The 23,923-nt window shown below is 61.4% G+C and carries 16 protein-coding genes; 4 read left to right on the top strand and 12 right to left on the bottom strand.

The window, feature by feature from the left end; translation table 11 throughout:
- Positions 1-3: 3 nt before the first annotated feature.
- Positions 4-1,614 carry a hypothetical protein gene (locus QCE69_RS29110; protein WP_309934427.1) on the bottom strand — a complete coding sequence of 537 codons (1,611 nt, stop codon included), beginning with the start codon at positions 1,612-1,614 and terminating at the stop codon, positions 4-6.
- Entirely contained in the window at positions 1,527-9,437 is a 7,911-nt protein-coding gene (locus tag QCE69_RS29105) for a hypothetical protein (protein ID WP_309934425.1), read from the bottom strand. Before QCE69_RS29105 ends, QCE69_RS29110 begins: the two co-directional genes overlap by 88 nt.
- Positions 9,438-9,909: 472 nt before the next feature.
- Here QCE69_RS29105 and QCE69_RS29100 point away from each other — a divergent pair, with 472 nt between their 5' ends.
- A complete protein-coding gene (locus tag QCE69_RS29100) occupies positions 9,910-10,737 on the top strand; it encodes an alpha/beta fold hydrolase (RefSeq protein WP_309925691.1) in 828 nt (275 codons plus the stop codon).
- Here QCE69_RS29100 and QCE69_RS29095 read toward each other — a convergent pair.
- Positions 10,734-11,540 carry an exodeoxyribonuclease III gene (locus QCE69_RS29095; protein ID WP_309934424.1) on the bottom strand — a complete coding sequence of 269 codons (807 nt, stop codon included), beginning with the start codon at positions 11,538-11,540 and terminating at the stop codon, positions 10,734-10,736. The genes QCE69_RS29100 and QCE69_RS29095 overlap by 4 nt on opposite strands.
- A 134-nt stretch (positions 11,541-11,674) precedes the next feature.
- Between QCE69_RS29095 and QCE69_RS29090 the strand changes: the two genes are divergently transcribed.
- Positions 11,675-12,901: an MFS transporter gene (locus QCE69_RS29090; RefSeq protein WP_309925689.1), complete on the top strand. Its 1,227-nt coding sequence runs from the start codon at positions 11,675-11,677 to the stop codon at positions 12,899-12,901.
- Positions 12,902-13,069: 168 nt separating this feature from the next.
- On the opposite strand, the gene QCE69_RS29085 is transcribed toward QCE69_RS29090, so the two are convergent.
- Positions 13,070-14,074, bottom strand: a complete 1,005-nt coding sequence (locus tag QCE69_RS29085; RefSeq protein WP_309934422.1) for an aldo/keto reductase — start codon at positions 14,072-14,074, stop codon at positions 13,070-13,072.
- Positions 14,075-14,193: 119 nt separating this feature from the next.
- Here QCE69_RS29085 and QCE69_RS29080 point away from each other — a divergent pair, with 119 nt between their 5' ends.
- Entirely contained in the window at positions 14,194-15,099 is a 906-nt protein-coding gene (locus tag QCE69_RS29080) for a LysR family transcriptional regulator (protein WP_309925683.1), read from the top strand.
- An 18-nt stretch (positions 15,100-15,117) separates the two neighbouring features.
- On the opposite strand, the gene QCE69_RS29075 is transcribed toward QCE69_RS29080, so the two are convergent.
- From QCE69_RS29075 to QCE69_RS29050, 6 genes are all read right to left on the bottom strand, one after another.
- Positions 15,118-15,996, bottom strand: coding sequence for an ABC transporter permease (locus QCE69_RS29075; RefSeq protein ID WP_309925681.1), 879 nt, complete (start codon positions 15,994-15,996; stop codon positions 15,118-15,120).
- Complete coding sequence (locus tag QCE69_RS29070; protein WP_309934420.1) at positions 15,993-16,817, bottom strand: ABC transporter ATP-binding protein; 825 nt, start codon at positions 16,815-16,817, stop codon at positions 15,993-15,995. Before QCE69_RS29070 ends, QCE69_RS29075 begins: the two co-directional genes overlap by 4 nt.
- A 117-nt stretch (positions 16,818-16,934) precedes the next feature.
- Positions 16,935-17,957: an ABC transporter substrate-binding protein gene (locus tag QCE69_RS29065; RefSeq protein WP_309934418.1), complete on the bottom strand. Its 1,023-nt coding sequence runs from the start codon at positions 17,955-17,957 to the stop codon at positions 16,935-16,937.
- A 45-nt stretch (positions 17,958-18,002) separates the two neighbouring features.
- Positions 18,003-18,899: a TauD/TfdA family dioxygenase gene (locus tag QCE69_RS29060; protein ID WP_309935405.1), complete on the bottom strand. Its 897-nt coding sequence runs from the start codon at positions 18,897-18,899 to the stop codon at positions 18,003-18,005.
- A 130-nt stretch (positions 18,900-19,029) separates the two neighbouring features.
- Positions 19,030-20,208 carry a DNA polymerase IV gene (gene dinB, locus QCE69_RS29055; RefSeq protein ID WP_309934416.1) on the bottom strand — a complete coding sequence of 393 codons (1,179 nt, stop codon included), beginning with the start codon at positions 20,206-20,208 and terminating at the stop codon, positions 19,030-19,032.
- A 401-nt stretch (positions 20,209-20,609) separates the two neighbouring features.
- Positions 20,610-20,975, bottom strand: a complete 366-nt coding sequence (locus tag QCE69_RS29050) for a hypothetical protein (RefSeq protein ID WP_309925672.1) — start codon at positions 20,973-20,975, stop codon at positions 20,610-20,612.
- Between the two features lie 280 nt (positions 20,976-21,255).
- On the opposite strand from QCE69_RS29050, the gene QCE69_RS29045 reads away from it, so the two are divergent.
- Positions 21,256-21,441: a DUF3563 family protein gene (locus QCE69_RS29045; protein WP_309925671.1), complete on the top strand. Its 186-nt coding sequence runs from the start codon at positions 21,256-21,258 to the stop codon at positions 21,439-21,441.
- A 22-nt stretch (positions 21,442-21,463) separates the two neighbouring features.
- Here QCE69_RS29045 and QCE69_RS29040 read toward each other — a convergent pair whose 3' ends face one another.
- Together QCE69_RS29040 and QCE69_RS29035 are read right to left on the bottom strand one after the other, a co-directional pair.
- Positions 21,464-22,147, bottom strand: a complete 684-nt coding sequence (locus QCE69_RS29040) for a response regulator transcription factor (protein ID WP_309925670.1) — start codon at positions 22,145-22,147, stop codon at positions 21,464-21,466.
- Positions 22,148-22,310: 163 nt separating this feature from the next.
- Positions 22,311-23,666: an ATP-binding protein gene (locus QCE69_RS29035; protein WP_309925669.1), complete on the bottom strand. Its 1,356-nt coding sequence runs from the start codon at positions 23,664-23,666 to the stop codon at positions 22,311-22,313.
- Between the last annotated feature and the right edge of the window lie 257 nt (positions 23,667-23,923).

Here is a 23,923-nt window from a genome sequence, read left to right as displayed (position 1 = left end):
CCTTCACTCGAACCATCTCCAATAAAGTTTCCGCGTCTGAGGCAGCGACTTCCATACCTTGAAGCTGTACGTGAAAGCACTGAATCTGTCCGGGTCAGCGTGGATGTCGCTCAACAGATAGACCAGCAGGGAGAAGTTGTCGGGATTGGCCACCGCGTCCCGCACGGCCTCGCTTGACGGCGCGCTGACGGGAGGCATGAAACCCTCCAAAGAAGCCGAAGCCGGTCTGTGAACAGGCTCCAGCAGGGGCGAAACGTCGATTCCGATCTCGTGGCCCGAAGGATTGAGGGAATCTGCCAATTTGTCCATGAAGGTCTTCGTTGTTTTGGCAAATACCGGCTTGTCCTCGTGCAGAAAAATGCCGTAGGTCCGGGAAAGGCGGCTAAAGAAAGTCCTTTTGTCAGCCAACTTTTCACGCTCAAGCTGCGCCCGAAACGTCTTCATCAGCGTTTCCCAGGTCCTCTCCACGCGTTTGCTGCTCGTGGTTGCTACAAAAGCTTCACGAATCAGACACCGCGTAATGTGATTCAACCGAACCAGATACGCCGTGCCGAAACGTTCATACTCCATGGGGTCGAAATCATCATCTCGCATGACCAGCGGAATGATCGTCTGCCGAGCCATGTATTTTCCCTCTTTCCAGGTATTCCCCTCAAGCAGGAAGCCAGGACCCGTGATCGTCTCAGCATACTGACTGTAACCCTCCTCTATGTCCTCCCTCCAGACGGTCGACTGGATGTCGGATACTCGCCTGATGTCAAACGCTGATCCGGGCATGGCGGACAGGAGGTTCCCCTGCGACTCGCCCAGATACGCTATGTCCGTGATGAGGCTGACAGATTCCAGATAATCAAGCATGTTCTGGGCATTCAACTCGAAGCTCTTCAGGGCCGACTCGGTCGATTCACCCCATGCCAAATCGAAGGATTGCTTCGTCTTTTCAGCATAAGACTCTTTCTTTATCACGCGCAGCGCGAGCTTCAGAACCACCGTTGCCTCGCTCTCCGCTGCACGCAAGTTGCGCAGAAGCCGCTGCACTCGCTCGGGCTTGTTCCAAAGTTCCGTGCCTACCCTGTCCGGCTCGACGACACTGCCCACCGGCACCGGCACGGTGTCTCCTACCCAATCGGAATAACGCCTGCGAAGCGCCTGCAGAAGACCATCATTGCTTTGCTGAAGCGCGAAATAGTTGTACTCCTGATTCAGTACGACCCGCTGCACCGCGTTTCCTGACTTGATGTAGAAAGTGCGCGTCTTCGGTTGCAAACTGGTTGATGTCGTCTGGCAAAATAGGCCGGGGCCTACCTGGTCGAGAGGCAGGTGATTGAGCGGCGAACTGGGCTGCATTGTATTCAAGTTGATCGGAAGGAACATCTTGTCCAGGAAGCCTTTCACCAGGTGTACGTCCGAAAAGATGTCAGCCAGACTCCTCGTCGCCACCGGAACCAGTCCTTTCTTTGTCAGGCGAGCAAAATCCAAGGTCAGTGGATTGAAAGGAAATGAGAGCGGATTGAAGATGTGATAGGTCAGGTTGAAAAATTCCTTCCAAGACTCCAGAGCGCTTTTTTTCCGCTCTGTGACACAGCGTGAGACACTACGAATCGTCCGCGCCATCCGCTGTTCTTGCCAAACTGCCATAATGGCTTCGAAGCGATTGCTTTCACAGTCAAGCTCATTGAATGCGCGGATGGTATGACTGTGAGAGCCAGGGAAACTGAATCAAGCATGATGGACATGGGATCGATGCTGTAGTTCTCATCCAGTTGCTGTTTTCGGATTTCGGAATAGAACGGAACAAAAAATCCGATCACCTTGTCCGTCAAGTGTAATTCGAACATTGAAGTCTTGAACTGATCAATCAACTCATTCATATCGCGGCGCGTTTCATTGAATAAATAGCGCAAGAGTTCAGTTTCCGGGACCTTATTTCGGGAGGCTGCATCGTTGTCCGCCTCCAAATTCCATAGCCATTGATGTTCTTTATCCTTTCCGATCCCCAGATAAGTAGTCACCTTCCCGAAGAAGCACTTGGGATCTGACTCGCTTGTTTTCGTTCTTTTCGCCGCAAGATTGAAGAAATGGCTCAGGAAAGTCAGAATCTGGTCGCACGACGTGTCTTTGGAATTTTCTACGTCCTCCGAATTCTCCACCTTTTTCGAATTCTCTGTTTCTTTGCCGCAGGCGCCGGGATCGCCCTTGATCCATATCATCTTCGTGCTTAGCCCCCGGAGTATGGTTGCCGCGTTGTCTTCCGTTTGAAGTGCCTCCACTTTCTCGCTCGTGCTGCCCCTCACGAATGCAAAGTAAAGCCAGGAATTATCCGCCAGTTTGATATAATGTATGCGTACACTCAGCTCTGGAAAATCCAGTCCGATGATCTCCCGAATGTTATAAAAATTATCGAAATCGATCTGTGCGGATTCCAGCGCGTTTCGGATTACGGTACCGCAATCGTACGGAAGACTTGTTTTTTTATAATTCTCGAACTGCTCATCGTTTTTTGTATAGCGACTATTGTCTTCTCCCATCAGGGAAGACGGCAACAGCTCAAACATGAACTTGTAATTCTCAGGCTTCTTCGGAAAGACTGCATAGGGGTGGAACAAGCGAGCCTTTTCCTTGAATTCGCGCAGGAGTTGTGCATAGGACAGCTGCTCTACTTCAGTGATTGATTTTCCATTTGTATTGATCTGGAAAATGATGGCGGCGAGAATAGCTGTATCGGCATTGACAAAATCCAGGTCCGCATTATCCGTTGCCCGCTCGATGGCGATGGCTGATTCCAGGCATCGCAAAATATCACAATAAGTGCGCGTGACGGTATATTGAGTTTTTTTCAGCTTGTTTCCCAATTTATCAATCAGGAGATAGAGCCGAGACTGGGCCCGCAGCTGATTCAGGAGATAGTACTGCGCCGCCGCGAGCTCGCCGCCGGACATTGAAAAGCCCGGAAGCGATCCACGTCGGGTTGCAAGTTCCGCCAAGGCGCCCGCGTAGATGGCATGAAGCAATGCGGACTCCATTTTCGACTCCCTTGCCGCGCGAATATTCGAGAGTACGACTCGATACTTCTCCTCATATTTCTTCCCCGTCTCCAGTCCTGCAACGTAGGCTTTGAAAGTCTCGACGTATCGCTCAGGCATTCTGATCAACTCGCGGCGCTCAGTCAGTGCATTCCGTCTGTCATCCAACTCTTTGTGCCTTTTAGTAAGCCACGTTACATAGCGGCCCGCCCATTCAACGATGTGCATTGCATCGGCCGTCCGGCTGAACGCGTCCAATAGCCGCTGGAAGCCGACGCCGATATCTTCTACAAATTTCTCCGCTGGCGATTTGCTTTCGTAGTCGGGGCTGACGCTACCCTGGCGATGGTCCAACATGTCTTTCGCTTGTTTTTGGAGGGCTTGCGTCTTCGCCGTCTCGGCAGTCAGATAGGCCATTTCCACATCGACCAGATTGAGTTCTTTCTTGATCCGCTCGAGACTGTTTTCCGGAACGGTATCGCCTTCCATGATCTCGTTTATGATCGACACGTCGATCTGGTCCTCGATCAAACGTGAGGGATAGATTCGGCCGAGGATTTTGTAGATCTCGTCAGACAATCCGAGATCCAGTATGCCGTCGGCGCTCGATCGCGCCGAAAAAAACGCGATCAACTGCGCGCTCAGCACGATCACGGAAATCCATTCCTCGTTTTTCTTCTCTTGACGATATTGCTTTTCACAGACGCTCAACGCGCTCGCCATCCGTTTGACGATCGCCTTGGCGTTGTCCAGCGGATGATGGGCGAGACTTGATTCCGTGGTTTGCGAAAGTAACAGGCCCAACTCGCCCTTCGTCAGGACGAGTTTCATATAGGCTTCGAACCAACGCGGCGCCGACTCCGCGTCCCATCCCAACGACCAGGTGTCGTGGTACACGGCTATCACGACATCGCAAGGTGTGCCATCGGCCCACGCCGCATGCAGCAGGCCCCTGCCGACTCCTATCCACTCGAACGCCCAAAAGGAGTGGTCAAGATACATATAGAGCTTCTCGGAGGATTCGAGATAGTCGTAGTACAGCCTGCCTGGCTGACCGTCGGCTCGTTCGGCGTAGTTAAGCGCCCCGGCTTTCTCGAATGAGCGAACCAGCTTCATCAACGACTCCGTGGGCGCCCAGTGCGCGGTACCGGTTTCTTCCGTCATGGACGTCACCTTGCCATCGCAGTCGAGCATCGAGGGCACGAGACCGAGCTTGTCACTGTAAAGCACGTGCAGCCGTGCTTCCGCACCGCTTTGCTGATAGCGGATGTAACCATGGTGCGTGACGTCCGGCGCCGCGAAAACAGAGGGTGGACGACTGACTTCATTCCAATCAAGCTGCCAATAGCCTGACTCACATTTGTAGTAGAAGGCCCCCGTAGCGTCGCTGTAAACATCCGTCTGCGCTGTCGCGGTCATGCCCGTGGCGGAAGAGGGCTTATGTGCTTGCTCCGCGGCGAATTTGAATCTCGCGATCCGGTCAACCATTCCGTGCTTTGCAGGTAAAGCATCCGGTCGAACCGTTGCGTCATATCGGGACGACATGCGACGGAAGCTCACGGAGGAGCCGAAGATATTGACTTCTCCTCCCAGGAAATACGCCGGCGTCCAATCTCGAGTGTTGTCGTAGACCAAAAGCATCGAATGCTCACTCTCCCCGTCATCCTGCCAATAGCGCACGATCCCGGCGGCCTGGATTTTTCTCATCTTCGGCTTTGGTTTGTGGCCATCGACGCGCCACCAAACGATTGGCAGATAGGTGCTCTCCCTGACCCAGATGAAATACTTTTCGCCCGATCCCTCCCTGGACTGAAACAGCCGTTGAGGCAATGCGCCGGACTTCCGGCGAAACAAGTCACTCGGAATCGGCTCAGACCCGGGATGGGCATTGACAAGCAACTCGAGGAACAAATGACTCCGATGCTTGCCTTTGGCCGCCGCGACATCATGCTCGACGTAATCAGAAGGAGTCTCCGGCGTGGCTTCCGCGTAGACTTTGTTTTTCCATTGTTGCAGGTACTGCCATCCCAGCTTTTCCTGGTAGACCACCGCGATTCCTCCGCCGCTCACCAACTGCAATGTTCCGCGGAATCGAATAAGCGGATCGCCGACGAGGGGATCCGCCGGCGCATGGCCGCGCAGTTGATCGATCTTCCATTGCCGGCCGGCAATATCGACGTAATGCGCGCCATTGCTGTAGCGGCCGAGTTGAGTATCGATATTCAGTGGCAACGCGACGCTCGGCCCGACCACCGCATAGGCCGTCTCGTTTCTCAATCTCTCCTCCAACTTCGACCTGCCCTTTGTTTTCTCACCCACGTTGGTCACTGCGCGGGATTCGATGACATGCGGAGCATCCGCGCTGGAAGAGAGATTGAGTGCTTCGTTCTCGTCTTCATTCGACGGCTCATTGCGAGGCTGTTGCAGTCTGGATCGAAGCCAAGGGACGAACGCGATAAGCGCGCCGCCGGCGATCAGACTCACGCCCATCCACAGCGACACGCGCGACACTGTTTGCAATCGACGGCGCCGAATTTTTATCCGCGGGGTGCCAGCTGCGAGGCCCTGCTCGACGTCCGGCTCGGTGCTGATGTCATCCGTTTCAGCCGTAGAGTCCGCGCTCCCCGTCACCGTCTCGCGTGTCGGCACACGCGAATATGGCGTCTGTCCGGTCACACCATAAAAAAGCAGACCCGCAACGCCCAGCGCGCCCAATACCCCAGCGACGGTGAATATCGATACCCCGCCAAACGAAGCTGTCTGACCGCCTCCCGCGCGTTGCAGAAACATCTGGTACATGTCGGCAGTCATCTGAAAATTTTCCAGATCCCGCGGGCAGTCGACGTCCTTCTCCGGCTCCGTGCCCGATCTGATACGACCCAGCAATGACCAAAGGTCCTGAATGGAGGCGTCCTGCTCGTCTTCCGCGTCATCCGTATCAACCGTGCTGAACCTCTTTGCGGATTCAGCGCTTATCTCATCCGTGATGAACTCCTCGTCGCCGCCCGCTCCGGCGCCGCCAGGCGGCGCCAAGGAGACAAACCATTGCCCATCGCGATGGACAACCGCTGGATTCGCAGCAATGTACACGGCGCTGCTACTGCCGGGTTTCAGAAGACGATAGACATCTTGTGCCGTATCCCGGCAGATCTTGTAAGCGCGGCTCGCCACGAGAATGAAACGCCCGGACGGCTTTTCGAAGACTTCAATATCATTATTCGAGGTGCCGACGATGACACGCTTCTCGTCGTCCAAGAGTTTGATCCCGATGTGCGCGAAACTTCCATCAGAGTCCCACTCGCTCAAAAGAACGTCTTTCTGGACCACCGGTGGCGCAGGGTTACGCCCTTTTAGAAGGTTCCTCATCTGCAATGCCGAAGGGGCATACGTCTTGATGCTGATCGCCGCGACGTCGGCGGCTTTTTCTGTCAAATCAACGAGAGATCGCAATTTCGAACGTGGAGGACCCAATGGAACGCGCTTGGGAGGAGCGTCCTTCGGATGGCCATCGGACTCCTCCTGGCCGCTGAGCCGCCTGAAACCATCGGTCAGCAGTGACGCCACATAATCGGCAACGCTTCGCCGCAAGCGAATAACCGAAGGATCATTGTTGTCCGCCAGAATGGCACTGAGTTCGGCGCCCCATTCCAGCCACGATTCGGCGTCCGGCAGGTTTCTCCCGATATGCATGCGCGCCGCGAGCAGATCCGGGATGAATGGAATCAATTGCATATATGGCCGGACCCATGCGTGACCCAGCCTGTCCATCTCCATGAGGGTCTGCGCGAGACTCTTTGCCCGCTGCGCCTGATCCGCCGATTCGGCGTGCATCAGCAGAAACAAATCGAAAGTCAGATGCACGGTCCATACATGCGAACTCAGTTCGTCGACGATGTACGCGCCGAACTTTACGTAGGCAGCCATGGCGGGCGATGACCGAAAGTATTCTTTGACGCGTGCCAGGAATTCTGCCTTGCTGGGGCAGGCGCTCCTGAGCGTATCAAGAATGACTTCGGCGATCACGCGCTTCGTTTCAGCGTCACCGCTCGCCAAACTCGCTGCGCCGCCCTCGATGCATTTCTCAACAGCCGGCTTCAAAAGGATGTTGTAGAAAGCATCCGTGACCAGCGCCGCCGTGGGATTGGCCACGCGGATGTAGCGCACCCCGACCTCTCTGAGCGTGCTCTCCAACGCACGAGTCAGCATTTCCCTCACGCGCTGACACGTCGCTGGATCATCCGACATGAGATCCGCCACGCAACCCAACGTCGCGCTCGCGACCGCTCCAACACCATGCAGCCGCTCGTCCGAAACGTGATAAAGCAAGCCGGACAAGCCATGTTGCGCGGCTTGCACGACCCCGCGGGCAGACACGACCGAGTAGATGTCGTTCACACTGAAGCACGGTGAGTTGATCAACGGCAGGAAGAGCCTGAGTCGCTCCAGCACGGCATCATTGGGGAATACGAGCTTGCTCCATTGATCCATGATCGTTGAATCAATCAGCGTTCTCCAGGCATCCGCGTTGAGAATATGTTGACGCAACGCGGCCAGGCGGTTCTGCTCCGAATCCGAGGCCGGCAAGACCGACATACTTCTGAAAAGTCTGCTCGCGGCACGTAGCGGCTCGCTGTATTGAGCAGGCAAGTCTTGCGCAACCCGGGCCGCAACGTCTGGATCAGCCAGCAGCGCCGCGAGGATACTGAGCCGCTCGGCCATGGACTCCGCCGAAGCCAGCTTGCCCGCCCACGGCGCCAACGTTGTCAGATATGAGAGGCCGGAGACAGACTTGAATACAGGCCCCATCACCTGTTCAAGCACACTCTCGGATCCGAGCATCTTCAGAATACCCTTCAGGTAATCCTCGAAGCCTTGTCCCGTCTCGACAATGTGAATGAACTGCCCGGCCGTCAGCAGACCACGCCGAACCGGATCGATCAGAAGCACTATTTTCTGTATCGTTTCAGGGCCGAGCACGTACCCCATCGGCTCACTCTGTACCAAGTTGAGCAGCGCGATGAACGCTTCGTTCAGATTGCCGATCACGTGAGCATCCGGATTCAGGCTGACCGCCGCGAGGCTGCTCGACACCTTCCCGAGCGTCGGCACGACGTCCACGATCGATTCCTTGAAATCGCGGGGGAGCTGCGTCTCGCAGTCGATGAGGGTTTTTATCGCCCCGAGCTTCTTGAGGAGCGGCTCGTCTTTGCGGCAGATTGATTCGAGACGTGCGTAAAGGCTGCGCCCGTCATCGAGCAAGTCGCCAATGTTACAAAGCACCGACATGCAGACGTTCAGAGATTCGGTCAAGCGCGCGCCGAGAAATGTGGTCATGCAGGGCTTGCTGATGATCGCTTGCACGCCTTGCAGCGCTTCCGACTTGGACTTGGCCGTGAACAGACCGGCAAGCGCTTTGAGGACGTCATCAAAGTCGACGAGCCATTGATCCATCTCGGAGAAGATCTGGCTCGTAGATGCCGTAAAGGAGGCAGCCTCGCGGACGTCTGCTTCGAACAGACCTTCCGATGCCAAGGTTTCGATCCGGGTCAGCACATCGTGGATTCCGGAAACAGCTGCAATGTTGTCGAAGCGCGTTCGCAGGCCCTGGAGCTTTTGGATGTAAGCCTGCTCGGACTGACCCAATGCGGGCGGAACGGCCAGGTAGTTTTGCAGCGGGCCTGGCAGTTTGGACACGCAATTGCTGAATGCCACGTTGGCGTTGGCCTTGCGCAGGATCAGTTCTCCACCTGCAGAAGCATCAACGTCCGTGATGCCAGCCTGAAACCTTTGCAGCTCAAGGTAGTAAAGGTTGAACCTTTTTTGCCAATCCAGAGTGTGCTCGATCGTTGCCTTGATCGAGTCGGGAATCAGTTGGGCAATCGACTCATTTTTTTCAATGATGGACCATAGCAGTCCCGGCTTGTCCGATCCCGGCAGCGTCGCATCCGCGACAACGTCCCGGAGCGACCGGTAGGTTCTCCAGAGTTGCAGCACGCTTTGCAGCGGCGACATCGAGGAACTCAACCGCACCTGCATATCATCCGGAAGCAGCAATAGATGCTTGCAGACAAGCGCGTACACGTCCTTGAGGGCGCTTTCCCATTGCGGCACATCGAATTGTTCAAACCCGAGAAACAACCTCTTCAAGTCGCGGTAGGACGTCTCGATTTCGCGATATGGCCTGAATATGGCCTGCACGATTTCGAGCACAAGGGTGCCCGCGATTGGCTTCACCACGTCGGCCAGCCCGATGCCTCTGCCAGTTCCCGGCGACGCATCCGCCGCCTCGTCATCAATCGGACCAGTTCGAAGACTGGACGGATACGCGGAGGATTCCGCGCGAGCGCCTCGTCTCGCTCCGACATGGCTCGAATTTGATGGCAATTGAGGATCGAAGCTCAGCGAAACTGGCATATCAGATCACCATTATGGGCATGTATGGCAATCAATCGGTGCAGCGCGTATGCGTATCCCGCCGGCGAACGCATACGGCGCCCCTGGGACATTGCTGGCAGGTGCACGGTATTGAATGCGTGACGAGTGAAAAACGTTCCGAATGCATGATTGCGATCAGGAATCCGGCGGAACATGCGGGGCATGCCGACGCATCAGAACCTGAACCGCAAAGGTAGGGAAGAGGGCAGGAGATGTGCGACCGGTGCACCGCATTTGAGTAGCTCTTGTGTAGCGACCGCGTCGATCGATCGTCTGACTATGCCGCTCATCCTAACAGCGTGATCACTGCCTGATTTTCACCCTGACACTAATCTACAAATAGTCAGCAACCATTTGACGGTGATTGCCGTTTTAAGCAGCAATCGATAAAGTTCCGATCAGCATGAAGAGACTTTAAAATCTGACGCGTGTCAGGCCATCGCAAACGCCCATGATTGCAGCCTTCTGGACGCTTCTTGCTGTACTCGCCGCGCTGTACGCCATCGCGCTGGGCGGTCTTTACTGGCTGCAGGGGCGCCTCGTCTATCCGCTCGAACGGATACAGACGTTCACGAGTGAACAATTGGAAGCCCGCACGGAACCCATGCAACTGAAGACGGAAGATGGCCTCAACTTGACGCTTCGCTATGCATCCGCGCCTGACTCGTCCCTGCCGACGGTTATCCTGTTCCACGGCAACGGCGAAGACCTCTTCCAGCGAGCCCACATCGCGCTAGAGCTGATCAACGCCGGCTACGGCGTATTGCTCGCCGAATACCGCGGCTACGGCGGCAACCCAGGCAAACCGAGCGAACCCGGCCTCTACGCCGATGCCCGCGCAGCGTACTCATTCGTCTCAGCACGTTCGAAGAACATCGTCCTGCACGGATACTCCTTGGGCTCCGGCGTAGCGGTCCAGCTTGCAAGCGAACAAACTCAACCCCTGACCGCGCTGATCCTGGAAGCGCCCTTCACCAGTATCGTCGACGTCGCCGCCCGACGCTTCCCGCTCTTCCCCGTCCGCACGCTCGCCCGCGACCGTTACGACAGTCTCGCAAAAATCGCCTCCGTCCGTGTACCGCTCCTGATCTACGGTGGCACCGCCGACGGCGTCATCCCGCCCGACCAGTTCCAGCGCCTCTACGACGCAGCGCGCAGCGAGAAGCGCATCGCGCTGATAGAAGGCGCCGATCACCTCAACGTGTGGACCCAGGGCGGCCGCGACCACGTCATGCAATTCCTCGCATCGCTGCCCGCCACGCGCGCCGAGCGCGTCTAGCCACCACGCTTACGCGAGGTCTTGAGCGTGATCCACGTCGGCGCATGATCGCTGGCATGCGGCTCGCCGCGCACCCATGTATCGACGCCCGCGCCCGTCAGCTTCTTCGCAAGATCCTTGCTGAGCAGAAGATGATCGATGCGCAAACCCGAATTGGTCTGCCAGTGATTGCGGAAGTAATCCCAGAAGGTATAAATGCGCTCGTCCGGAAAAGTCTTGCGCAATGCATCCGTCCAGCCCTGCCCTAGAAGGTCCGCATAGGCCGCGCGGCTCTCCGGTTGCAGCAACGCATCCTTCTTCCACGAACGCGTGTTGTAGATGTCCTCGTCAGTCGGCACGACGTTGTAGTCGCCCGCAAGCACCACCGGATGGCCGCTGTCCAGCAACGCCCGCGCATGCGCGTTGAACCGCTCGAACCACGCGAGCTTGTAGTCGAACTTCGGGCCCGGCTGCGGATTACCGTTCGGCAGATACAGGCAGCCGATCAGCAATCCGCCCACCGCCGCCTCGATATAACGGCTATGCGTATCGTCCTCGAAACCCGGCACGCCCTTGCGGCTCAGCACCGGCTCCGCGCCCTTCGCAAGGATCGCCACACCGTTCCACGACGGCTGCCCATGCCACACCGCGCCATATCCCGCATGGGCAATGGCCTCCGCGGGAAACTGCGCATCCGTGGCCTTCAACTCCTGCAGGCAAACGATGTCGGGCGCTTCGCGTTCGAGCCAGCTCAGCAGGGCAGCGAGCCGCGGACGAATGCCATTGATATTGAATGTCGCGATCTTCACTCGGAATCTCTCCATCGAACGATCGGAATCGGGCCGTCAGGCGCACGCAGTTTGCGTGCCTCAAGAAGGCGCCGGCTTTTCGGCGGCCAGCAGAACAATTAAAAATCTGCCACAGTCACGGCAAAACCGCTCCACTCCCCCCTTTTCCCATGTCCGCCTCGCCGTCCCAGTCACCATCCGACGTCTCCGCTCACTGGCAACGCAATCTCTACATCTGCCTCTTCGGCTCCTTCACCACCGTCGTCGCGATGACCCTCCTGCTCCCCTTCCTGCCGCTCTACGTGCAGCAGCTGGGAGCGTCGTCGGAGGCGGCGGCGGTGCAGTGGTCCGGCGTCGCGTTCGGCGCAACCTTTCTCGGCGCAGGACTCGTCGCACCGCTCTGGGGCCGGCTCGCCGACCGCTACGGCCGCAAACCCATCCTGATCCGCGCCAGCCTCGGCATGGCCATCACGATGTCCCTGCTCGGCGTCGTACAGACAGTCTGGCAACTCGTGGCGATACGCTTCCTCGCCGGGCTCGTCGGCGGCTACGCGAGCGGCGCCATCGTCATGATCGCCACCCAGACGCCCAGGCATCGCACCGCGTGGGCGCTCGGCACGCACGCCGCCGGCATGATGGCGGGCAACCTGGTCGGACCGCTGATCGGCGGACTGTTGCCGGGTCTGATCGGCATCCGCTCGACCTTCTTTCTCGCTGGCGGCCTGATCTTCTGCTCGTTCATCATGACGACACTCTTCGTGAAGGAAGAGCGGCGCGCACCGGATCCCTCGACATCCCGGCGCGGCGGCGGCTGGCGCGACATTCCGCTGCTCACGCCCGTCTTCGCCATGCTCGCGAGCGCCATGCTGCTGATGTTCGCGAACATGTCGATCGAGCCGATCATCACCATCTACGTGGCGCAGCTCGTCCAGGACCCGAAGCAGGTCACGCTGGTCGCCGGCATCGTGATGTCCGCCGCCGCCCTCGGCAGCGTGCTCGCCGCGCCGCGCATCGGACGGCTCGCGGATCGCATCGGCGCAACCAAGGTCATCGTCTGCTGTCTCGCGCTGTGCGGCGTGTTGCTGATTCCGCAGACCTTCGTCACCAACGGCACCCAGCTCGTCGTGCTGCGCTTCCTGATGGGACTCGCGCTCGGCGGACTGCTGCCCGCCATCACGAGCGTCGTGCGTCACAACGTGCCGGATCACACGGTCGGCTATATCCTCGGCTACGCGACGTCCGCGCAGTACATCGGCCAGGTTACGGGGCCGCTCGCGGGCGGCTTCATCGCGGCGCACGCGGGCATGCGCTCGGTCTTCGTCATGACCAGTGTGCTGATGTTCGCCGGCGCAGCGTTCAATGCGTGGGTGTTTCTGCGCAAACCACGCACGCCCTGAGCGCGCATCGATACGCTCTCGCCAACCCACCCGCTGCGCCCATCAAACCATCGTCCGCGCACGCCCCGCGAGAAAGGCGAAAACCGCGACGGCCACGCTCGCGGCAACCAGCAAGTCGAGAGAAAACCTCCAGTCGTCAGTGGCCTGATGAATGAAGCCGAACAGCCCTCAACCCTTCTCGCTATCGAGATGCGCCATCTGCACGGCTTCATAACGATCGCCGGCCGCCGCGCCCTTCGGCACTGCCGCTTCAATGGCGGCGAGTTCTTCCGGCATAAGCGTCACATCGAGCGCGGCGAGCGATTCCGTCAAGCGCTCAGGACGCCGCGCGCCGATCACCGGCACGATGTCCTTGCCCTGCGCCAGCACCCAGGCGATGGCAAGCTGCGCCACGCTCACGCCCTTGGCCTCCGCAATCTTGCGCAAGGCGTCGACCAGCGCCAGATTGCGTTCGACGTTGCCCTGCTGGAACCGCGGACTGTTGGCGCGCCAGTCGTTGGCTTGCGGCGCCGACGCGCCCCAGTGCCCGCTGATCAGTCCGCGCGACAGCACCCCATACGCCGTGATGCCGATGCCGAGTTCGCGGCACGCGGGCAGGATCGTTTCCTCGATGCCGCGCGAGATCAGCGAATACTCGATCTGCACGTCCACCACCGGATGCACGGCGGCCGCGCGGCGAATGGTCTGCGCACCGACCTCCGACAGCCCCACATGACGCACGTAGCCCGCCTGGATCATGTCGCCGATCGCGCCGACGGTGTCCTCGATCGGCACGTTCGCATCCAGCCGCGCCGGGCGATAGATATCGATCGTTTCGACGCCCAGCCGTTGCAGCGTATAGGCGAGCGAGTTCTTCACTGCAACGGGACGACCGTCGAACGCGATGAAGTTGCCCGCCGGGTCGCGCATGCCACCGAACTTCACGCTCAGGATCGCCGCATCCCGGCGCGACGGCGGCGCGCTTTTGAGCGCCTCGCTGATCAACAGTTCGTTGTGGCCCATGCCGTAGAAGTCGCCGGTGTCGAGCAGCGTGACGCCGGCTTCGAGCGCGGCGTGGATCGTGGCAATGCCCGCCGCGCGATCCGACGGCCCGTACACCCCCGACATGCCCATGCATCCAAGACCGATGGCGCCGGTTTGCGGTCCGGTCCCGCCAAGTCTGCGTGATTCCATGCTGGTTCTCTCCTGTGGACTGGCGCCGCGCGGACGGCGGCGATGGAGACCATTATGGGAGCAAAGGTCGCGTGCGATAATCCACCTCAATCCGAATGGGGTGTGCGCAGAGGCGAACAATGAACGAACCCGATCTGTCCGATCTCCACGCGTTCCTGGCGGTCGCGCGCTCGCGCGGCTTCAGGCAGGCGGCGCTGTTGCGGGGCGTATCGGCGTCTTCGCTGAGCGAGGCGGTGCGCCGGCTGGAAGCGCGGCTCGGCGTGCGGCTGCTCAATCGCACCACGCGCAGCGTCACGCCGACCGAAGCCGGCGAACGGCTGATCGAACGGCTCGCGCCCGCGTTCACGGAGATCGCCAGCGCGCTGGATGCCGTGAACGGCTTTCGCGACAGCCCCACCGGCACGCTGCGCCTGAACGTGCCGCGCATCGTCTCGCGCGAGATCCTGCCGCCCATCGTCGCGCGCTTTCTGACCGCGCATCCAGGCATCAAGCTGGAGATCAGCGCGACGGACCGCTTCATCGACGTCCTCGCCGCCGGCTTCGACGCCGGCATCCGCTACGACGAAAGCATCGAGCGCGACATGATCGCGGTGCCCATCGGGCCGCGCATCCAGCGCTTCGTCGCGGTGGCCGCGCCCGCGTATCTCGCCGCGCACGGCGAGCCTAAGCATCCGCGCGATCTCGTGAATCACGCCTGCATCGGGCATCGGTTCGACAGCGGAGTCCTCGCCGCATGGGAATTCGTGCGCGGCAAGGAAACGTTACGGATCGCGCCGCAAGGGCCGCTCGTGACGTCGTCGGTGGAAGTGGCGCGCGCCGCGGTCACGGCAGGCCTGGGGCTCGTCTATACCTTCGATGAATTCGTACGCGGCGGCATCGAAAGCGGCGCGCTCGTGCCGGTGCTCAAGCCGTGGTGGCAAAGCTTCACCGGTCCGCGCCTCTACTATCCGAGCCGCGCGCATATGCCAGGGCCGTTGCGCGCGTTCATCGACTTCATTCGCGCCGAAGACGGCGCGACGTCCTGAACGCGCCTAGAACACCGCTTACTGCTGCACGCCCCAGCGGCGCACCGTGACGCGTTCGATGGTATCGAAGACGAGATGCTCGACCGCCAGACCGATCACGATGACCGCCGCCAGCCCCGCGAACACGCGATCCGTATAGAGCTCGTTGCGGTTCTGGAAGATGTACCAGCCAAGGCCGCCCTTGCCCGAACTCGCGCCGAACACGAGTTCCGCGGCAATCAGCGTGCGCCACGCGAACGCCCAGCCCACGCGCAGGCCCGCCAGGATGGAAGGCAGCGCGGCCGGCACGAGAATCAGCAGCACGTGGCGCAGACCAGTCAGGCCATAGTTGCGGCCCGTCATGCGCAGGGTCGCGGGCACCGCCTGGAATCCCGCATACGTGTTGAGCGCGAGCGGCCACAGCACCGAATGCACCAGCACGAACAGCAGGCTGCCGGTGCCGAGGCCGAACCACAGCAGCGCAAGCGGCAATAGCGCGATGGACGGCAGCGGGTTGAACATTGCGGTGAGCATCGAGAGGATGTCGCGGCCGATGCGCGTCGACACGGCCAGGGAGGTCAGCACGAACGCGAGCAGCGCGCCGAGCGCATAGCCGCGCAGCAGCACTGACATCGAGATGCCGATCTTCTCGATCAGCTCGCCCGACGCAATGCCCTGCACGAACGCGATAAAGGTCGCGCTGAAGGTGGGCAGCAGCAGGTCGTTGTCGACGCTGCGCGCCGCGATCTCCCACAAGCCGATCAACACCAGCGCGATGAAGGTCTTGCGCAGCCAGGCCTGATCCAGCAGACGCTTCGAGAGCGGCAGCGGCGCCTCGTGGCCGATGCCTTCGGGCGCGACCGGCTCGACTTCATATTCCGGCCGCACCGGCGGCACGATCAGATGCGGCGTGCTCATTGCGCGGCCTCCTCTTCGAACAGCAAGCGATGAATGCGGGCGACGCTCTGCTGGAACTCGCCGCGCCCCATGCTTTCCTGGGTGTATTGATGACTGTTGAGTTCGGCGCGCACGCGTCCGGGATGCGGGCTCAGCAACAAGATGCGATTGCCGACGATCAGCGCTTCCTCGATCGAATGCGTGACGAACAACAGCGTGAAGCGCTCGTCGCTCCACAGGCGCAGCAGTTCTTCCTGCATGCGGCGGCGCGTGAGGGCATCGAGCGCGGCGAACGGCTCGTCCATCAGGAGGACGCGCGGCTGCATCGCGAGCGCGCGCGCGATGGCGACACGCTGCTTCATGCCGCCCGAGAGCGTATGCGGATAAGCGTCGGCGAAAGGGGCGAGACCGACCTTGTCGAGATAATGCAGCGCGCGTTCACGCGCTTCGGCGCGTCCCAGCTTGCGCGCGGCGCGCAGCGGAAAGGCCACGTTCTGCACGACGGTCTTCCACGGCGGCAACTGGTCGAATTCCTGGAACACGACGATACGGTCCGCACCCGGCCCGCGCACGCGTTCCCCGCCGATTTCGATCCTGCCCGCCACCGGCTCGATGAAACCCGCAACCGCCTTCAGCAAGGTGGATTTGCCGCAGCCCGACGGGCCGAGCAGCACGAAGCGGTCCGCGCCGTAGACATCGAAACTGACATCGTGCGTGGCCCGCACGATCTGTTCGCGTGTGCGGTATTCAAGCGAGACGTGCTCCACGCTGAGCAGCTTGCCGCTCGTCGAAGCATGCGCTTCGGGTGGCGGCGCATACAGCGCTTGAGGATTGGCGGCCATGTTTATTGTGCGGAGAGGCTGGAGAGGCAAACGCTTACGATAGCGGCGCACGCGCCCCGCGCGAACCAATCATTGCGCATAACCAATCCACCTCCGCCGATAAACGCGCGGCTCGTCTCAGCTGCCGTTCTTCGTCGCCGGATCCGTGAAGAAGTAGTCCTGCCACGACTTCGGCTCGTTCTTGATGACGCCCACCCGGTGCATGAACTGCGCAAGCCCGAAGGTGTTCTGCGGCGCCACCTTGAACTGCACCGCCGGATCCTTGATGACCTTGATCAGCAGGTCGCGGTCGAGCCGGGCCTGGTTCACGCGCAGATAGATATCGGCGGCCTTTTCCGGATGCTGCGTGATGAAGTTCGCCGCATCGGCAAGACCCGCGACGAACGCGCGATACGTCTTCGGGTTCTCGTTGCGGAACTTCTCGGTGGCGTAGAGCACGGTCGCGGAACTCGGGCCCCCGAGCACATCGTAGGAATTGAGCACGATGTGCGCCTTCGGATTGCCCGCGAGTTCCTGCTGCTGGAACGGCGGATTGCCGAAGTGCGCGTTGATCTCCGTGCCGCCCGCGATGAGCGCCGCGGTGGCGTCGGGATGCGGCACCGCTTGCGTGTACTTGTCGAGACGGTCGTAGGCCTTGTCGCCCCAGGTCTTCGCGGCGGCATATTGCAGCACGCGCGATTGCACCGACACGCCCACCGCCGGCACCGCGATGCGGTCCTTGTCGGTGAAGTCGGCTATGGTCTTCACGCGCGGATCGTTCGACACGAGGTAGTAAGGGAAATTGCCCAGCGACGCCACGCCCTTCACATTCTGGCGGCCATGCGTGCGGTCCCAGATGGTCAGCAGCGGACCGACGCCGGCCGCCGCGATATCGACAGAACCAGACAGCAACGCGTCATTGACGCTTGCGCCGCCCGAGAGCTTCGCCCATTCGACCTTGATGTCGAGCCCTTCCTTCTTGCCTTCCTGCTCGATGAACTTCTGGTCGCGCGCGACGTTGAGCAACAGATACACGACGCCGAACTGCTCGGCCACCCGCAGCGTGCCCTCGGCCCGCGCGCCCGCCGACGTCACGCCCAGCGCGAGCGCGAGCGCTGCGCCAAGTGCGCGCGCAGCGCCCTTCCCTTTGCGAGACTGCATCGATAAAACCCCGTGATTCAATGAATAGTGTTTGATGTGGACCGGTCAGAAAGGCGCGTCGCCTTCGATGGTCGTGCGATACAGCTTGCGGCGCTGATCGTCGGGCGTGCCGGCCGCGAGATGCATCACCGAGCGGTTGTCCCAGAACACCATGTCGCGCGCCTGCCATTGATGGCGATAGATAAATTCCGGCCGCGTGCTGTGCGCGAAGAGTTCGGCGAGCAGGGACTGGCTTTCGTCTTCAGGCAAGCCGATCACGCGCGTGGTGAAGTGCTCGCTCACGAACAGCGCGCGGCGCTGCGTTTCCGGATGCGTCCGCACGACGGGGTGCGTCACCGGCTTGACCTGGGCAATCTGTTCCGCCGAAAGATTCGGCCGCCACGGGCTGCGCTTCTGCAATTCGGCGTACTTGGCCAGATAGGTATGCTCGGCCACGCGCCCGTCCACCGCTTTTTGCAGATGCGGGGGCAAGCTGTCCCACGCGAGATGCTGGTTGGCGAACAGCGTGTCGCCGCCGACCGCCGGCAGTTCCTGCGCATGCAGCAGCGAGCCGAGGCTCGGCTTGTCCTTGTACGACAGGTCCGAATGCCAGAAATGGCCGGCATCGCCCAGGCCGATCGGCTTGCCGTTCTCGGTGATGTTCGAGACGATCAGCACTTCCGGATGGCCCGCGAGCCCGAACTGATGCAGCACGTGGATCTGCAGCGGCCCGAAGCGCTTGCTGAACGCCACCTGCTCGTCTGGCGTGATGCGCTGGTCGCGGAACACGAGCACGTGGTAGTCCAGGTGCGCGCGATGGATGCGCGCGAAATCAGCTGCCGACAATGGCCGCCACAGATCGAGCCCGAGCACTTCGGCGCCGAGCGGGGCATCGAATGGACGGATCTCGATGGGTTGATCGGCGGCGGATGCCTGAATGTCGGCGTCTTGAGAAGCGGTCAGGGTCGTCACGGTCGAATGGTTCGAATCGGTCACTTCGGGGAAGCGAACAATCTAGCGTGCGGCACAGCAGCCTACAACGAAGCATCTGACATGTGCTTATCTGCGCGCGTCATAAGCCTGTCGCGCCGGCTCACTCGCCGGGGGCGTCGAACGGCAGTTCCACCTGCATCGGTTCGACGGGCGCGCTCTCGTCGTGGCCCGCCAGCGCGCTGACGCGCACGCCGAGCAGACGAATGCGCCGTTCGAGCACGATGCGCTTCAGGCATTCGGTCGCGGCGCGGCGAATCTCGACGGGATCGGCCGTCGCGACCGGCACGGTCAGGTCGCGCGTGACGGTGCGGAAGTCGTCGAAACGCAGCTTGATGCCCACCGTGCGGCCGACATAACCCTTGCGCTGGAGATCGTCGGCAACGCGCGTGCAGAGCGCGGTGAACTCGGCGGACAGCGTCGCACGGTCCTGCTTCGGATGGAAATCGCGCTCGAAGGTGGTTTCGCGGCTCATCGACTTCGGCGTGGAGCTGGTGACCACGGGCCGGTCGTCCTCGCCTTGCGCGATGCGGGCCAGCCACGCCGCGTAAGTGCGGCCGAAGTGCGTCTGCAGCAAGCCGGGATCGGCGGCGGCGATGTCGCCCACCGTATGGATGCCGAGCGCCGCCAGCCGCTCGTTCGCCTTCGGCCCGATGCCGTTCACCTTGCGCGCGGCGAGCGGCCAGATGCGGGTGGGCAGGTCGTCCATCGTCAGGATGGTGAGGCCGTCGGGCTTGTCGAGTTCGGAGCCGATCTTCGCGAGCAGCTTGTTCGGCGCGATGCAGATGGAACACGTCAGCCCGGTGGCCTCGTGCACGGCATCCTTCATGCGGCGGCCGATCTCGGCGGGCTCGCCGGGCAGGTCGCCGACATCGATATAGATTTCATCGATGCCGCGATTCTCGATCTGCGACGTAAAAGTGGCGACGGCCGCCTTGAAAAGCCGCGAGTAATGGCGGTACGACTCGAAATCGGTGGGCAGCAGGATGGCGTCCGGCGCGAGTTGCGCGGCCTTCATCATGCCCATCGCGGAAAACACGCCGAACTTGCGCGCTTCGTAAGTTGATGTGGTGACGACGCCCCGCCCCGCGTAGTCGCGCAGCCGGCGAAAGCGGCGCGTGCCGTCGGGCAGCGTTTCCGGCGTGGCGCTGCGGCCGCCGCCCACGACCACCGCCATGCCCCGCAGTTCGGGATAGCGCAGCAGCTCCACCGATGCGAAGAACGCATCCATGTCGAGATGCGCGATGCGGCGCGGCGCCGGATGCGGAGCTTGCGGGTTCATCGGCGCGGCCGGTGCGCCGCGTCCGATGCGCAAACGACAGGTTTCAACGCATGGAACATGGGAGTGCGCGTTGCGCGGCGCTGCGAAAACGAGGGATGGCGCTACTGTACATTCATACAGTGATTTGCGCTAGGGAGGCTGTCAAACGGCAGCAGGATCGCTTACTGAAAATGCCCGTGACACAGCATCCAAAGGAAGACAAACCTCCCGGCTGGTGATGGGCTGATGATGAAACCCGCCAGGCGCAACCTCGGCGGCGAGGTACGTTATGGATATGAGAATCGAAAAGCTGGCGTTCCAGACGCCGCCCGCTACGCCGTCGCGGGGCGGGCACGGCTCCCGTTGCACGCTTGCGCGCGGTCAGGACCATCGCCGCTGAGCGCCCGGGCCAGGAGCGTGCCTCACTCCGGCGTCCGCTTCTCCGCGAGCGCCCGGCGGCAATCGTCGAACACCTGCCGCACGACATCCGATTGATAGTTGAGGTCTTCGCTGTCGAGAATCTCTTCGACGGCATCCCGCGCCCAGTCCGCTTCGAGCAGCGCGCAATGCTGCGTGGCGATGTCCCGCGCGATGGCCGCGAGCTTGGCGATGGTCAGCCAGTCGGCCAGCCGCTGATGCCGGTCCAGCCACTTGTGCGCCGCCTGCACGTGGAAGGTGGCGGCCGGCCAGACACCGTTCAGGTAGAACGCGCCGAGGCTGCCGCACGTGAGCCAGCAGAGCAACTCGATGCGATCGCGGGCACTGAGGGTACGGGGCACATCGTTCATGGCGGCCTTCACGAAGACGATCGATGAATGCGCGAAACGCGCAGCGTTCCGCTTGAAAACCCGCTTTGAAACCGTATGAAAGACGATATCACGGGATGGTGCGGCGCGGCAGTGCGTTCACGCTGCACGGCCCCGCCGACAGTGCGCTGGCGAACGCTGATGCATGCCATGGGAAGCGCATTGCGCATGCCCGCGCGCGCTCATTCTTCGCTAATGGACGCGGCCTAATCTGCTCCTGTCGGCCCGCGGTACAGGCCATTAATCACGACGGGAGTCCATCATGTTCGAACGCTTCTCGAAGTCACTCGGCAGCTTCTTTTCCAGCCACGACGCGCAGGAAGACTATCTGTCCTCCTCCACCGATCTCGCCGACCTCGAACGCCGCATGCGGCAGGTCGAGGAACAGGATCATTCGTACAGCATGCATTTTTGCGGCGAGATCGGGCATCACGGCGACCGGCGCTGAAACCTGCGCGTGGCCCAGTGCGTTACCTGGTGTCCTCGTGGCCGGCCTGTCCGAGCATCACGGTCCAGCCGAGCCCGCGCACGTTGCGAATCACGCTCGCGCCGAATTTCTTGCGCACGGAATGGATGAGCACGTCCACGGCGTTGCTCTCCACTTCCTTGCCCCAGCCGTACAGCCGGTCTTCCAGCTGGTCGCGCGAGAAGATGGTGCCGGGACGTTCGAGCAGCGCATGCATCAGCGCGAATTCCCGCGCCGACAGCACGCCCGACGTTTCGCCACAAGTGAGCGTGCGCTGGTCGAGATTGAGGTTGATGGAATCGTCCCCGAGACGGGACACCGCGTAGCCCGCCTTGCGACGCAGCACGGCGCGGATGCGCGCGAGCAGTTCCGGCATGTCGAAGGGTTTGAGCAGATAGTCGTCGGCGCCGAGATCGAGGCCCTGGACGCGCGTATCGAGGTCGTCGCGTGCGGTGAGGATCAGTACCGGCGTCGCGTTGCCGGCCGAGCGCGCCTGCCGCAGCAGTTCGATACCGCTCATGCCCGGCAGGCCGAGATCGAGCAGCACCACGGTGTAGTCGGCGGCGCCCAGCGCCTCGCGGCCCGCCTGGCCGTCACGCACCCAGTCGACGGCATAGTCCGCGTCCTTCAAGGCCCGCATGAGGCTCGTGCCGATCTGGATGTCGTCTTCGATGAGAAGAATGCGCATGCTCTACCCCGCCCCGTGAAATCCAACGGACCGCACGGCGCCGCCATGCGGACAGGAATGACGCGCCTCGCGCGCCGGCATTGCAACGGGACGATGCACCCCGCGTGTCCCGCAGCGAATGCATTGTAATCGGCGCAAGTTGCGCCGTCTCGCGCCGTCTCGTTCAGGCGCAGACGGGATCGGGGGCGGTCAGGTTTTCCGTGACGGCCTCGGTCACGAAGCCGATCGACGCGACGATCCCCGATTGCCCGTCATCGCGGTTGCGCAGCATGACGTCGCCGCCGTAGCGCGCGGCGATCGCCTTGACGATCGACAGCCCGAGCCCGCTGCCCTCGATATCCGGACAGGCCCGAAAGAAGCGGTCGAAGACGCGCGGCAGCAAGGCCTCGTCGATGCCCGGCCCGGTATCGATCACGTCGATCCACACCCGTTCGCCATCGCGCCGCATGCGCAGGTCGATGGTGCCGCCATCGGGCGTATAGCGCACCGCGTTCGACACCAGGTTCTTCACCGCCATGCCCAAGTCCGTCTCGATGGCCCGGACGTGCGCGCTTACCATCTCCTCGGCGCCGATATCGAGGCCACGGGCGATGGCGATCGGCAGGACATCGGCGACCGCGCCCGTCACGACTTCCGACAGATCCACGCGCGCGAGCGGCGCGGCGCCGTTCACGGGCGCATCGGCGCGCGCCAGACGCAGCAGTTGCGCGATCAGCTTGCCGCTGCGCGCGATGCCCTTGCGCAGTTCCTGGAAGCGTTCTTGATTGCCCGGAGCGATATGCGGCGCCAGATTGTCCGCCTGCAACTGCAGCGCGGTGAGCGGCGTACGCAGCTCGTGCGCGGCATCGGCGATGAACTTGCGCTCCTTGTCGATGGCGCCCGCGAGACGTTCGATCATCGTGTTGATCGACTCGATGAAGGGCTTGATCTCGGTCGGCACGCCGACCAGCGACAGCGGCTGGAGATGGCTCGTGTCGATGCCCTGCACCTCGCGGCCCAGCTCGGTCAGTTGCCGCAACGAGCGGCGCACGACCAGCGCGACCAGGATCCACACGAGCGGCAGCAGCACGACCGTGGGCCACAGCGCCAGGGTGGCGGTTTCCTCGGTCAGGTCGTGGCGCACCGAAGCGCGCTGGGCCACCTGGATCGTCATGGTCGGCTCGCGGCGCGTGTAGATGCGCCAATGCTCGCTGTTGGCGACCACGTTGGAGAAGCCCGGAGCTGCATCGCGCGGAAAGCGCAGCGACGGCTCAGTGGTGCGGAACGGCACCGCCTCGCCCGGCTTCCACACGACCACCACCACGTCGCGGTCATCCTGACTGCCGCGCGACGGATTGGCGGGAATGCCCTCGGCGAAACCGTCGCGCATGCGCGTCGCCACCTGCACGAGACGCGTGTCGAGCAGTGCGTTCGTGCCGGCCTGGCTCAGCTTGTAGGAACTCACGCCCTGAATCACGCCGATCACGGTCACAAGAATGCCGAGCGCGATCACCAGCTGGTTTTTCAGCGATTTGATCATGCGAGTCTGCCGTCTCCGGAAGGAACGGGGCGCGCCTGCGGGCGCGGGTTCTGCCGGTTCGATTTTAGGCGACATTCGCGGGGATTCCGGTAGGAAAGGCAACATGTAGAACACGAGGGCGCCAGGCGCCGCGGTAAAAAGTGCGCCAGCCCGTCGGGGCCGGCGCCAAGGCTGAGGAGAGTCGAGATGTGAACGGACTGGGGAAGTACTTGGGGGAGCACCGTCCATCCACGTAATCCAGCGTAGCGGCGAAGAAT

This window comes from Caballeronia sp. LZ032, from assembly GCF_031451315.1.
Classification (GTDB): domain Bacteria; phylum Pseudomonadota; class Gammaproteobacteria; order Burkholderiales; family Burkholderiaceae; genus Caballeronia.
The sequence above is the reverse complement of the archived record's forward strand: the minus strand, read 5'-3'. Positions and strand labels throughout refer to the sequence as shown.

Coding starts and splice junctions, on each gene's coding strand:
- QCE69_RS29110 (WP_309934427.1), bottom strand. CDS start 1,614: ATGGCGCGGACGATTCGTAGTGTCTCACGCTGTGTCACAGAGCGGAAA.
- QCE69_RS29105 (WP_309934425.1), bottom strand. CDS start 9,437: ATGCCAGTTTCGCTGAGCTTCGATCCTCAATTGCCATCAAATTCGAGC.
- QCE69_RS29100 (WP_309925691.1), top strand. CDS start 9,910: ATGATTGCAGCCTTCTGGACGCTTCTTGCTGTACTCGCCGCGCTGTAC.
- QCE69_RS29095 (WP_309934424.1), bottom strand. CDS start 11,540: ATGGAGAGATTCCGAGTGAAGATCGCGACATTCAATATCAATGGCATT.
- QCE69_RS29090 (WP_309925689.1), top strand. CDS start 11,675: ATGTCCGCCTCGCCGTCCCAGTCACCATCCGACGTCTCCGCTCACTGG.
- QCE69_RS29085 (WP_309934422.1), bottom strand. CDS start 14,074: ATGGAATCACGCAGACTTGGCGGGACCGGACCGCAAACCGGCGCCATC.
- QCE69_RS29080 (WP_309925683.1), top strand. CDS start 14,194: ATGAACGAACCCGATCTGTCCGATCTCCACGCGTTCCTGGCGGTCGCG.
- QCE69_RS29075 (WP_309925681.1), bottom strand. CDS start 15,996: ATGAGCACGCCGCATCTGATCGTGCCGCCGGTGCGGCCGGAATATGAA.
- QCE69_RS29070 (WP_309934420.1), bottom strand. CDS start 16,817: ATGGCCGCCAATCCTCAAGCGCTGTATGCGCCGCCACCCGAAGCGCAT.
- QCE69_RS29065 (WP_309934418.1), bottom strand. CDS start 17,957: ATGCAGTCTCGCAAAGGGAAGGGCGCTGCGCGCGCACTTGGCGCAGCG.
- dinB (WP_309934416.1), bottom strand. CDS start 20,208: ATGAACCCGCAAGCTCCGCATCCGGCGCCGCGCCGCATCGCGCATCTC.
- QCE69_RS29050 (WP_309925672.1), bottom strand. CDS start 20,975: ATGAACGATGTGCCCCGTACCCTCAGTGCCCGCGATCGCATCGAGTTG.
- QCE69_RS29045 (WP_309925671.1), top strand. CDS start 21,256: ATGTTCGAACGCTTCTCGAAGTCACTCGGCAGCTTCTTTTCCAGCCAC.
- QCE69_RS29040 (WP_309925670.1), bottom strand. CDS start 22,147: ATGCGCATTCTTCTCATCGAAGACGACATCCAGATCGGCACGAGCCTC.
- QCE69_RS29035 (WP_309925669.1), bottom strand. CDS start 23,666: ATGATCAAATCGCTGAAAAACCAGCTGGTGATCGCGCTCGGCATTCTT.